Origin of the sequence: Aeromonas taiwanensis (assembly GCF_000820165.1) — a bacterium.
Lineage (GTDB): Bacteria > Pseudomonadota > Gammaproteobacteria > Enterobacterales > Aeromonadaceae > Aeromonas > Aeromonas taiwanensis.
On sequence record NZ_CDDD01000098.1, the window covers coordinates 1 to 14,028 of the forward strand.

The 14,028-nt window shown below is 64.4% G+C and carries 2 protein-coding genes; one reads left to right on the forward strand and one right to left on the reverse strand.

Annotated features, from left to right (window positions below; all coding sequences use genetic code 11):
- Positions 1–20: 20 nt before the first annotated feature.
- Entirely contained in the window at positions 21–1,463 is a 1,443-nt protein-coding gene (gene nrfA / locus BN1136_RS16725; RefSeq protein ID WP_043760171.1) for an ammonia-forming nitrite reductase cytochrome c552 subunit, read from the reverse strand.
- A 739-nt stretch (positions 1,464–2,202) separates the two neighbouring features.
- Between nrfA and BN1136_RS20445 the strand changes: the two genes are divergently transcribed.
- Positions 2,203–14,028: retention module-containing protein (locus BN1136_RS20445; RefSeq protein WP_052447064.1), on the forward strand; the 11,826-nt coding region annotated here is incomplete at its 3' end.

Below are 14,028 nucleotides of genomic sequence, written 5' to 3' on the forward strand. Positions count from 1 at the left end.
GGCCGGGCTCGCAGGCGCCATTACTGTGCCAGCCGTCCGGCCGCTTTGGCCTCGGCATCCCAGGCGGGGACTGTGGTCTTGAGGAACTGGGCCTTGTCGCCGTTCATCTGCTTCATGTCCATGCCAAGGGCGGCCTGGGCCTTCTCCTTGGTGGAGATGTCAGGGATGGCGATCTCGTGGCTGATCCCCTTGGCGGCCAGCAGGCGCACCAGCTTGGTGCGGGCGTCGGCGGCCTTGTCCAGGGCGGTCCCCAGCATGCGCAGCGCCACTTCCGGGGCGTGCATCTGCACCCCGTGGGAGGCGATGGAGAAGTCCCAGCGCCACTGGGCGTGACGGATGTCCTGCAGAATGTCCTTCATTTCGGCCTCGGTGGCGCCGGCATCCCAGGCAGCCTTGGCTTCGAAGTGGGCGTGCACCAGCTGTTTCTCGACTTTGAGCTTGATCTCGGTGACGGCATCCTTGCGCTGCTTGACCACCCCTTGCAGCATCTCCTTGCTCTGGGTGTGGCAGTTGCGGCAGGTCTGGTCGAAGCGATCGAAGGGGTTGCCTACCTTGTGATCCGTGTAGACCTTGCCCTGTTCGTTCTGCACCTTGGGCATGTGGCAGTCGACGCAGGCGACGTTGTTCTGGCCGTGAATGCCGGCGCGCCAGGTCTCGTACTCGGGGTGCTGGGCTTTGAGCATGGGGGTCCTGGAGAGGGCATGGGTCCAGTCGGCAAAGCCGATTTCATCGTAATACTGCTCCATCTGCTCCACTGTGGTGCCCTTGTCCCAGGGGAATTTCACCGCCTTGGTCGGGCCGGTGAAGTAGTACTCCACGTGGCACTGGCCGCACACCTGGGACTGCTGATCAAACCGGCCCTGCTCCTTGAACGGCTTGCCGATGGCGGTCATGGCCCGATCGGCATAGGGACGGGAGAGGTGCAGGGCGGGTTTGCCCTCCTTGAACTCTTTCGAGGCGGTGTCGTGGCAGTCGGCGCAGCCGATGGTGTTGACGATCTCGGGGCCACCCTTGGCCCACATCCCCTTGAAGTAGCCATCCTCACCCTTCTCGTCGATGACGCGGGCCACATCCGGGCCTTTGCAGCTCCAGCAGGCCATGGGCAGGGGACCATCTTCGGCGCTCTTGGGGGCGCCGGTGCGCAGGGTCTCGCGCACGTCGGTCAGCGCATAGAAGTGACCGCGCGGTTTGTTGTAATCCTTGGCGAAGGCATAGCCGCCCCAGAGCACCACCATCTGCGGATCTTCCGCCAGGGCATCGGTGCGCTCGCGACTCTCGCCGGTGGCCTTCCAGCTGCTGAACTGATCGGCGTGATCCTTGGCGAACAGCTCGCTGCGCGCCTCTACCTTGCCCTTGGGGGCGGCCTCCTCTGCCTGCGCCAGATTGCCTGCACCGAGCAGGGCGGTCAGCAGCAGGGCGGCGAAGCCTGGCCGAAATAGCTTGTCATATGAACCCACAGTCATCACTCCCAGATAAAAAGTCCATCTCTGGCCTGACCGTTCCATCTCGGTGTGGACATCTGTGCTCATCATCGACGGGCATGGCAGGCCGATTAATTGTTATGGCTGCATATAGATTGGAATTTATGCAATTGATCGAGGGAATAATACCAAATGGGTAAAATGGATAATGATTTATCCCGACGGGAATTGCGCTAGATCAATTGCCATGGGGGGAGGATCCCAAAAGTGGGATCCAGGTTGAATTATCGAGTGTCATCTGGGGGTTGCTGCCTCGCTTTTTCCGCAGGCAGGAGCGCGGGAGTGTACCGCCCCCGGATGTACCGCAAGGCAAAGGGGGCGAGCAGGGAGGGGCTAGCATCTGTTTGGCCCGGAAGGAAGGAGTGAACGCGTGAATACACATGCACGATTTTGCCTGTGCTGGCCAGGGGGATTCTGCCTGCTGAAATAGTGAGGCGGGTCGGAAAATAGGGGGGTGCCAGAAACTGTCGCGTTCTCGGGAGCCAGAAGAACCGGATGTTTGTCTGAAACGGCTTTGAAATCGCTTTCATGTCTGCGTGAAATCAATTTTTAAGTATTTAAGTGCAATTAATTGGAGGGTTTGCCGCATTTGCTTTCTATTTTATCGAAAATGGCGAAGTGTTGTGCTGGCTCGCTGGCGGTAAAATAGCCGTCTGTCACGGCGACTTTCCTTATTAAGCTTCATGTGCTGGGAAGTCTGTATTTACCCGTTGGAGGATGTATGGCCGAGCTGCGAATCGAGAAACCGACTCTTATTGCCAAGGTGGAAGGCACCGTGTTTGTGATGGATGCCGAGGGCGCCCAGCGCCCTGCCACCCCTGGTATGCAACTGGAGCCGGGAATGCGCCTGGTCAGCGGATCCGACGGACATGTGGAACTGGTCGATACTGGCGGCGAGCCCTCCGGGCCTGCCCGGCCGGAGGCATCGCCCGAGCCTCTGGCGGCGGATCCCGAGCTGGCCAGCTTGCAGGAGGCTATCCGCCAGGGGGTTGACCCGACCGCCCAGTTTGAAGAGACGGCGGCGGGCAATGCCGCCACCGGCAACGTCGGTGGCGTGGCCGGCTCCAGCGCCGGTGGCTTTGTGGTGGTGGATCGCACCAATGATGCGACCCTGTCCGAGGCGGGCTTCGACACGGATCACCAGGGTGTCGCCCGGGGCAGTGAAACGCCCTATGTGGAAGATCAGGATCAGCAGGCCCATATCACCATCACCGAACCCCAGACCGACGACAACATCATCAATGCCGACGAGGCGACCGGCGTCATCATTCGCGGGTTCGTTCGGGACGTCGAGGTGGGCCAGACGGTGACCGTTACTCTGACGGATCAGGAGGGCCATCGCCTGACCACCACCACAGTGGTGTTGCCCGGCTTCGTCTGGGAGGCGAACTTCGGGGATGTCACCGGCAAGCTGGTGGACGGCCCCCTGACCATCCAGGCCGATACCCGGGACGCCGCCGGCAACCGGGCCAGCGACACCGGCGAGACCCTGCTCGACACCATCACCACCATCACCCTGGATCTGGCGGACGAGAGCGACAGCGGGGCCAGCCAGGTGGACGATCTGACCCGCGACACCACGCCACTCTTGCAAGGGAAGGGGGAACCGGGCGCCACCGTCACCCTGACCCTGGAAGGCAAGGTGATGGCCGTGCTCACCGTGGATGGCAACGGCAACTGGCAATATCAGATCCCCGCTACCCTGGCGGACGGCGCCCATGATTTTCGCGTCGATGCGGTGGACATTGCGGGCAACCGGGCGAGCGACACCCTGACGGTGACGGTGGATACCCGGGCTGCCATCGACATCGACGATCTCGACACCAGCCGCATTCTCGGCCATGACCAGGTCACCCTGAGTGGCACGGCCACGGACGTGGAGGCGGGGCAGCGGGTCACCATCACCCTCATCGGCCAGAATGGCGAGGCTCTCTACAGCGGCAGCGCCCTGGTGGGCAGCGACGGCCGCTGGCAGCTCGATGGCCTGGATCTCTCCGGCATCCTGGGCCCCTATGAGGTGCGCGCCGAGGTGACGGATCTGGCGGGCAACCGGGTGATCGACGGGGCCCCTCTCATCGGACAGAGCGATACCCTGACCCTGTCGGAGGGGGATCTGGCCGGGGGGCCGGTGAGCGCCACCGGCTCCCTGCACACCGGGGCCGGGCTCGATGGCAGCCTGCAGGTGAGCTTCGGGGCCGATCAGAGCGCCCTCAATCAGCTCGGCCTGACCAGCCACGGGACGGCGCTCGCCTACCAGGTCAGCGGCCAGACCCTCACCGCCAGCGCCGGCGGCCACTCCATCTTTACCCTGACCCTGGCCAACGACGGCAGCTATCGCATCGTCTGGCACCAGAGCCTGGATCACGGCCAGGACAACCTGAGCCTGCCTTTCAACCTGGAGTACCGCGACAGCGACGGGGATCTGGTGAGCGCCCATCTCACCGTCAACCTGGTAGACAGCACCCCCCCGGGCTTCACCATCGCCCCCATCAGCCTTGTGGAAGATGATTTCACCCATCCGGCGGCCGTGGTGGGCGAGAGCCAGTTCGTCGTGGGTCATCAGTCCGATCCCCTGCTGGCGGACTCCCTCGCCTTCGCCGATCAGGCCAATACCCTCGTTCGCCTCAACGGCAGCGGTCTTGCCAGCGACGGCCACCCGCTCAGCTTCGAATTCAGCGGCGATCGCCTGCTGACGGGCTACTACCTGGATGGCAATGGCAAGCGGGTCGAGGTGCTCAAGGCCGAGCTCGGCGCAGCCCAGTCGGGCAGCGACATCCAGGGCAAAGTGACCGTCTCCCTTGTCGGGCCGCTGGATCATCAGGGCAGCGACAGGCTCTCCCTCGGGCTCACCGTCTCCGCCAGGGAGATAGACGGGGATGAGACCCGCGCCGATCTGGTTGTCTCCATCGACGACGGTGTGGATCCCAGCCTTGGCATCGACAGCGGTGTCACCTTGCAGGAAGGGGCCTCTGGCCAGACCCTGGATGGCCAGTTGCCGGTCACTGTGGGCAGTGATCGCCTGGTGTCGCTGAACTTCGAGGCCAGCCAGCCCGTCCTCGATAGCCTCACCAGCGGCGGCCAGCCGACCAGCTATCAGGTCAACGGCAATATCATCACCCTGCTGGATGCGGGCGGCAAGACCATTCTGACCGTGACCCTGGGGCTGGATGGCAAATATCAGGTGGCGCTTGACGGCGTGCTGGATCAACCGGTCAGCACCAACAGCGTCAACCTGGTGTTGCAGGTACAGGGCACCGACTTTGACGGGGACAAGAGCAACCTGGGCACCCTCAATATCCATATCACCGACGGCGTGCTGCCCCAGGTCGATCCCGTCTCCCTCACTCTGGTGGAGGATAGCGACTGGAGCGCGGCCCAGACCCTCTCCGGGGATCTCGATATCACCGCAGGCGCCGACCCCCTGGTCAACATCGCGTTCGATGCCAGCCAGCCCGGCCTGCAGGGGCTCACCAGCGGCGGCGCACCTGTGGTCATCACCATCGGCGGCAACAGCATCAGCGGCGCCGTCAACGGCCAGAACGTCTTTACGCTGACGCTGGATCAGCAGGGCCACTATGTCTTCACCTTGAACCAGCCACTGGATCAGGGGGGCACTGACAGTCTGCTGAAGGCGGGCTTCACCCTGACGGACAGCGACGGGGACACCGTCTCCTCGACCCTGACCGTGGCCATCGGCGACGGGGCCAATCCGGTCATCAGCGCCGTGACCGGCACCGAGATGACGGAGGCGAACCAGGGGGATGCCGCCGTGGTGAGCACCATGAGCTTTACCGTGAGCCACGGGGCAGATGCTTTGGCGCCCGATAGCCTCAAATTTGATATCGCCGCCATTCAGCAGAGCCTGGATGGCAAGTACAGCAGCCATGGCAGCCCGGTGACCTTCACTTTGGATGCCAACGGGGATCTGGTGGGGACCAGTGCGGACGGCCGCGAGGTGCTGCGGGCCGAGCTGGATGTGGTGGAGAGCAACGGCAACTGGAGCGTCACGGCCAGGGTGACCCTGGGGGCCGAGCTGGATCACCAGGGGAGCGAGTCCCTCGAGCTGCCGCTCGGGGTCACCCTGACCGACAAGGACGGAGACAGGGTCTCGACCACCTTGCCCCTGATCATCAAGGACGGCAATGCGCCGGGCTTCGTGGCGGGCAGCGGGGTAGACCTGAGCGAGAGTCGCCTCGATGGCAGCAACAGCCTGACCGAGGTGGGTCATTTCACGCTGGAGGCGGGGTCGGACCGGGTGAGTCAGGTGTCGTTTGCCGATCCCTCCGAGCAACCCCCCCTGACCGCCCTCGGCCAGTCGGTGCAATACGAGCTGGTGGACGGGGATCCCGGTATCCCGGGCAGCCAGGTGCTCAAGGGGTATGTGGAGGTGGGTGGCCAGCGCATCGAGGTGCTCCAGGTCGAGCTGGTAGGCACGCTCGACAACGCCGCCAGCAACAGGTTCGACTACAAGGTGACCCTCTATCAGGGGGTGCATCAAGACGGCGGTGATGGCGCCACCAGCCTGCCCCTCAAACTCGACATCATCGACAGTGACAAGGGGGGCGGCAACAACGACAGCACCACGGGCACCCTGGACATCACCATCAGCGAGGGGGTCAGGCCTATCGTCAACGGGGTGACCATCGACAGCGTGACCCTGGGCGAGGGGCGCTTCGATGGCGCCGCCAGTGGCGCGACCGCCGACGATCAGCTCATCACGGGCAAGGTGACGGTGCAGGCCTACTCCGACCCCATCGTCGATGTGCGCCTGGTCCTGAGCGGTCAGGTGATGGACGTCAACGGCAATCCCGTCACTCACAACGGCGAGCCCCTCACCTGGCAAGAGGTGCCGGGCAGCAACGGCCATTCCTTCCAGGCCCTGACCGCCAGCGGCACCCTGGTGCTGAGCGTGACCCTGCCCAATGTGCCCGATAGCGTCGCGGCGCACAGCAAGGTGGAGTTCGATTATCAGGTGGTGACCCACACCAACCTGGATCACGGCGCCGGCGATCGGCTCAATATCGAGGTCGGGATGCAGGTGACGGACAGTGATGGCACCGTCAGCAAAGGCGATACCGTCATTCATGTGACCGATGCCGCCGATCCCCACCTCGGCATCGACAGCGGTGTCACCTTGCAGGAAGGGGCCTCTGGCCAGACCCTGGATGGCCAGTTGCCGGTCACTGTGGGCAGCGATCGCCTGGTGTCTCTGAACTTCGAGGCAAGCCAGCCCGCCCTGGATAACCTCACCAGCGGTGGCCAGCCGACCAGCTATCAGGTCAACGGCAACGTCATCACCCTGCTGGATGCGGGCGGCAAGACCATTCTGACCGTGACCCTGGGGCTGGATGGCAAGTACCAGGTGGTGCTCGACGGCGTGCTGGATCAGCCGGTCAGCACCAACAGCGTCAACCTGGGGCTGCAGGTACAGGGCACCGACTTTGACGGGGACAAGAGCAACCTGGGCACCCTCAATATCCACATCACCGACGGCGTGCTGCCCCAGGTCGACCCCGTCTCCCTCACCCTGGTGGAGGACAGCGACTGGAGCGCAGCCCAGACCCTCACCGGGGATCTCGATATCACCGCAGGCGCCGACCCCCTGGTCAACATCGCATTCGATGCCAGCCAGCCCGGCCTGCAGGGGCTCACCAGCGGCGGCGCACCTGTGGTCATCACCATCAGTGGCAACAGCATCAGCGGCGCCGTCAACGGCCAGAATGTCTTTACCCTGACGCTGGATCAGCAGGGTCACTATGTCTTCACCTTGAACCAGCCGCTGGATCAGGGGGGCGCTGACAGCCTGCTGAAGGCGGGCTTCACCCTCACGGACAGCGACGGGGACACCGTCTCTTCCACCCTGACCGTGGCCATCGGCGACGGGGCCAATCCGGTCATCAGCGCCGTGACCGGCACCGAGATGACGGAGGCGAACCAGGGGGACGGCGCCGTGGTGAGCACCATGAGCTTTACCGTGAGCCATGGTTCGGATGCATTGGATCAAGGCAGCCTCAGGTTCGATATCGCGGCCATACAAGGCAGCCTGGATGGCAAGTACAGCAGCCACGGCAGCCCGGTGACCTTCACCCTGGATGCCAACGGGGATCTGGTGGGGACCAGTGCGGATGGCCGCGAGGTGCTGCGGGCCGAGCTGAGCCTCGTTGAAAACAACGGCAACTGGAGCGTCACCGCCAGGGTGACCCTGGGGGCCGAGCTGGATCACCAGGGGAGCGAGTCCCTCGAGCTGCCGCTCGGGGTCACCCTCACGGACAAGGACGGAGACAGGGTCTCGACCACCTTGCCCCTGACCGTCAGGGACGGTCATGCGCCTGGCTTCGTTGCGGGCAGCGGGGTGAGCCTCGACGAAGGGGGGCTCGACGGGCAGACGCCCCTGATCGGCACCGGCCACTTCGACATCCATGCGGGCTCTGATCGGGTGAGCGAGGTGTCGTTTGCCGACATCAGCGAGCAACCTGCGCTGACCGCGTTGGGCCAGAGCGTCAAATACGAACTGGTGGACGGCAATGCGGCCATCCCGGGCAACCAGATCCTCAAGGGTTATGTGGATGTGAACGGCGTGCGCGTCGAGGTGCTCCAGGTCGAACTGGTGGGCACGCTCAACAACGCCGCCAGCAACGGCTTTGACTACAAGGTGACCCTCTATCAGGGGGTGCATCAAAACGGCGGTGATGGCGCCACCAGCCTGCCCCTCAAACTCGACATCATCGACAGTGACAAGGGGGGCGGCAACAACGACAGCACCACGGGCACCCTCACCATCCGCATTTCGGAAGGGGCCAACCCGACCCTCAACCTGACCGGTGTGACGGTGAGCGAGGGGCGCTTCGACGGCGCCGCCAGCAACCAGACCGCAGACGATCAGCACGCCACCGGCACCCTGACCATCACGGCGGACTCCGATCCCGTGGTGGACGTGCGGCTGACGCTCGCTGGCCAGGTGGTGGATGGGAGTGGCAAGGCCATCACCCACAACGGCGAGACCCTCACCTGGCAAGAGGTGGCGGGCAGCAACGGCCACAGCTTCCAGGCCCTGACCGCGAGCGGCACCCTGGTGCTGACGGTGACCCTGCCGAGCGTGCCGGGCAGCATCGCCGCCCACAGCAGCCAGATCCTGGATTACCAGGTGACGGTACACACCAACCTGGATCACGGGGCGGATGACAAGCTCAACCTCACCTTGCCGGTGAAGGTGACCGACAGCGACGGCAGCGTGATCACCGGCGGTACCACTGCGGTGATCACCGATGCCGCCGACCCCGTGATCACCGCCATCGAGGGGGTGACCGTCAAGGAGTCGGACCTCAACGGGGGCAGTGGCCAGCACGGCGGCACCAGCCCGTCAGGCACGGGAGAGGTGGCCATCGGCCAGGTGACGATCGCCGCCGGGAGCGACCGGGTGGTCTCCCTGCAACTGGATGTGGCCCGCTTCAACGCCCTCAATACCCTGACGTCGGGGGGCAAGGTGGTCACCCTGGGCGCAGACAGCCAGCCGGGTGTCTACCTAGGCAAGGACAGCGCAGGCAAGCTCATCTTCAAGCTGACCCTGGATGTGTCCGGCCGCTACACCTTCGAGCTGACAGGCAATCTGGATCACAGTGTCCAGGGCAAGGATCTGCTGGATATCCAGCTGCCGTTGCAGGCCCGGGACAGTGACGGGGATCTGAGCGCCGAAGTGATCGGCCATGTGAGCGTGCAGGATGACGTGCCCGTGGCCGTGGACGCGAGCAAGGCCCTGAATGAAGGGGCGAAAGTGACCGGCGATCTGCTGGCCACCGCCAGCGAGGGGGCGGATGATGCGGTGGTGAGAGCGGTGACCATCAATGGCACCGAGCACCCCATCGCCGCCACGGGCAACACCACCATCTCGGTGACAGACGCCACAGGGCAGATCATCGGCACCCTGGTGATCAATGCCGAGGGGGATTACAGCTTCACCGCCAAATCGGGCATCGATCACAGCAACAGCACCCTGGTACAGCAGATAGGCTTCCACCTGGTGGACGGCGACGGGGATACCGACGACGGTCTCCTGACCCTGACCATCCGGGACGAGGCGGGCAAGCTCACCGCGAGCGCGGTCACCGGCCAGGAGGATGCGGGGGCGAGCGATCCGGGCCAGGGTATCCCCATCACCATGACCCTGGATGTGGGGGATTTCGATCGGGGCGAGCATGTGGAGCAGTTGCTTATCCAGGCACCCGCCAATGCCCAGGGCACCTTCTATTTCAACGGCGTCGCACTGACCACCATCACCCAGGGGGGCAAGACCTGGTATGAGGTGCCGCCTGCGGCCATGGTGGCGGTGGCCAACACCGATGACAAGTTCCAGCTCACCGGTGTCACCTTCGTGCCGAACCACGACTACTCGAGCTACAACAACGGAGGTACTCCGCTGCGCTTCCCGGTGCAGTTGCAGGTGGGGGTCACCGAGGGGAGCAAGCCCCCGGTGCTGACCGGCAATCTGGACATCACGGTGCAGGGCATTGCCGACAAACCCCTGTGGGATGCGGGCAGCACGCACCAGCATTACACCACGAGTGAGGACAGCAGCGGCATCGCCCTCAACGTCAAGGCGGGCCTCACCGATACGGATGGCTCCGAGACCCTGAGCTACCGGATAGAGTGGGCCTCCGGCCAGGGCACCCTGACCCTGAATGGCAAGGTGCTCCAGCCGGGCAGCAACGGCCTCTACACGGTGGCCGGTGGCGACATCAACAAGGTGACCGTGGTGCCCGGCAAGGACTACAGCGGTGACATCAAGCTCATTGTGACCCCGGTCAGCACGGAGCAAACCCCGGTGGTGACCGGCAAGGAGACGGCCCTCGGCGATCCGCTGGAGGTGGTTGTCAACGTGAACCCGCTGGCGGATGACGCCAAGCTGACGGTGCGCGAGATCCAGGGCAAGGAAGATACCCTGATCGATCTGGGCAGCAAGATTGGGCTCGCCCATCTGGGAGACACCACGGATGGCTCCGAGCAGCTGTTCGTGCGCATCAGCGGCCTGCCCGCCGGTGCCACCCTGCTGCTCGGCGGAGTGGCGGTCACTCTGGATGCCAACGGCTATTACGAGGTGCCCTATGACCGCATCAATGACCTCAAGCTGCAGCCGCCCAAAAACAGCAACGTCGATTTCGATCTCACCATCAAGGGGGTGGTGAAGGACACCGCCATCCTGACCGATGCCAACGGCCAGACCCACACCGTGGTGAACGAGAAGGAGACCGGCAGCCAGAGCCTGCACGTGGATCTGGTGGGGGTAGTGGATGAACCCCATTTCGATCTCAATACCTCCGGCTGGACCCAGGATAGCAACGGCTACAGCATCACCATCCAGGAGGATGGCCGGGCACCGCTCGACTTCAAGCTCACCTCCGGGGAGTGGACGGATACCCCGCTCGATCACTCGGAAACCCTCAACCTGGTGCTGGAAGGGCTGCCGGAAGGGGCCAGGGTGTTCGACGGCAATGGCAAGGAGCTGACTCTCACCTTCGCCGGACTCGATGGCAAGGGCAATCCCCTCTATCAGGTGGATGTGACCAGCCTCGGCAACCTGCAGATCCAGCCGCCCCCCAACAGCACCGCCGATCTGCACCTGGTCGGCCACGTGGTGGTGACCGAGAACGACGGCGACCACAAGAGCTTCGACGTGCCCCTCACCATCAAGGTGGAGCCGGCCATCGACGCCACCGACTATGCCAAGACCAGCCATGGCCTGGAGGATCAGTTCACCGTGCTGGACTGGCAGCCTGATCTGACCGACGGCGCCGAGAAGGTGACCCACCTCAGCCTCTCCGGTATCGAGCCCGGGTATGAAGTCTGGATCCGCGTGGGCGGGGTCGAGACCCAGCTGACCGTGAGCGGCGGCGCCGTGGACTTGAGCGACGGCGAGCTGCAGAGCCTGCTCGGCGGCGGCCAGCTGCTGGTGAGAGGGCCCGAGGATAGCGACAAGGACACCACACTCCAGAGCCATGTCACGGTGACGCAAGTGGATGTGGACTCCAGCGCCACCGCCCAGAAGGTGATCGACGGCACCCTGCATGTGGATATCCAGGCGGTGGTGGAGCCTGATGGCAACCTGGTGCAGACCGGTCAGCTGGAGAGCCCGGACGGGCACGACATCCCGCTGGACGGCGTCTTCGTGTTCGAGGATCTGGACCCCAGCAGCATCGAGACCATCGACTACCTGGTGATCAGCGATCTGCCCCCCGGCTTCGTGGTGGTGGGGGGGATCAACGATGGCCAGGGCAACTGGACCGTGCCCCATGACGCCCTCGGCAGCTACGCTTTGCGCTCGCCGGATGGCTTCACCGGCACTGTGACCTTCAAGGTGAGTGCCCTGGTGCACGACCTCAGCGATGACGGGGATGTGAGCGCCAGCGTTCGCAAGGAATTGAATGCCAGCGCCGACTTCCATGGCGCGACCCACTCGGGCCAGGTGGCCGCCGATGTCGATTTCGACAACAGCGCCCCCATCACCGGGGTGGAGGATCACGGCGTCAACTTCGGCAGCCAGCTCAAGCAGATGGTGACCCTGGGCACGGCGGACATCGGGGACGACGAGCTCAGCATCGTCATCACAGGCCTGCCTCCGGGCGTCAACGTGCAAGGGCTCACCTTCGACTTCGTCAACGGCGAGTACCTCATCAAGTTGCCGGGCGGCCTCGATGATCTCGACCGCCTGACCCTGACCCTGCCGCAAGACTATGCCGGTGACGGCCTGCACTTCAATGTGCGCCTGGTCAACACCGACACCGTGAGCGGCGACACCAAGACGGTGGAGAAGGAAATCACCCTCTCCATCACCCCGGAGGTGGACATCAACGGCGGGGCGGACGGCCTGCCCGAGCTGCAACTGAACGTGAAGGATGTGAATGGCGACGGCCAGCCTGACAACCTGGAAGACACCGAGATCCACCTCGATCTCTCGGTCAAGCTCGCCGACATCAGCCCCTCGGTGGCCGATGGCGGTCTCGAGACCGTGGAGCGGGTGGTCGTGACCGTGGATCCCCAATATGGTCACTTCCTCGACAAGAATGGCCAGCCGGTCTCCACCCTCAGGGTGAACGATCCGGCGGATCTCAAGGATCTGGTGTTCGTGCCCAAGGAGCACTTCAGCGGCAAGGTGCCGCTGGCGGTGACGGTGGAGATCCTCGATACCGCCACCACGGGCACGGATCGGGGGAGCTGGAGCGGCAACGTGAGCTTCGAGGTGCTGCCGGTCAACGATCCGGCCAATCTCACGGTCCAGAACGTCACGGGCCAGGAAGATGGCAGCGTGAGCCTGGGGGGGCTGGGGGCCAGCCTCATCGACAACGATGGCTCCGAGCAGATCGTCGGGCTGCAGATCAAGGGGGTGCCGGATGGCTTCACCCTGTCCGCACCGGCGGTGAACAATGGGGGCGGGGTATGGCAGGTGCCTGTGGGCACCGACTTCTCCACCCTGACCCTGATCCCGCCTGCGGATTTCAGCGGCACCGTGGATCTGACCCTGAGCGCCTTCACCCTGGACAAGGGGCTGACCCTGCCCCTTGAAACCAGTGCGGGCTTCACCGTCACCGTCAATCCGGTAGGGGATACGGTCATCACCGACATGCAGGATCAGGCGAGCGGCACCGAAGGGGACGTGATCACCCTGCATCTGGGGGTGGAAACCCGGGACACCCATGCCACCGGCGGCAGCGCCGGCAATGTGCACGAGAACGGGCCCGAGCAGGTGCGCGTCACCCTGGAAGGGGTGCCGGACGGGGCAGAAATCCGCCTGCCGAGCGGGGTGAACGGCACCGTGGTGGATCTCGGCGGTGGCCGCTGGCAGGTCACCACGGATGGGGGCAAGCTCGACGGGGTGGAGCTGGTGACCCATGACGCCAACGGCGCCATGGCGATCAAGGTGACGGCCCAGAGCCTGGACAACGGCGCTCTCGGCCCCGAAGTGAACGGCACCATCCATCTCGATGTGAGCCCGGTCAACGATGCCCCCGTCAACGTGTTGCCCGATGATCCCCAGGTGGCCCAGGAGGACGAGCCCTTCGTCATCCAGGGTCTGCAGGTCAAGGACGTGGATGCGGGCAACGGCATCATGGAGGTGCGCCTGTCGGTAGAGCACGGCACCCTGACCCTGCCGGACGGGAGCGGCGTGACCCTGACCGGCAACGGCACCGGCGATGTGGTGCTGACCGGCACCCTGGCGGATCTCAATGCCCTGCTCTCGGGCGGGGTCACCTATCAGGGCAACCCGGACTTCCACGGCAATGACGCCTTGACCATGGTGACGGACGATCGGGGCAATACCGGCAGCGGTGGCGCCCTGAGTGACACCGACGTGCTGCCCATTGAGGTACAACCGGTCAACGATGCCCCCGTCAACCAGCTGCCGACGACGCCCCAGGTGGCGCAGGAAGACCAGCCCTTCACCATTCACGGGCTGCAGGTGAGCGATGTGGATGCAGGCAACAGCCCCCTCTCGGTGACCCTCTCCGTGCTGCACGGCACCCTGGAGCTGGCGGCGGGCAGCACGGAGAGGGTCACC

Bases quoted from the DNA above. Each gene is read 5' to 3' on its own strand.
- nrfA (WP_043760171.1), bottom strand. From the start codon at position 1,463: ATGACTGTGGGTTCATATGACAAGCTATTTCGGCCAGGCTTCGCCGCC.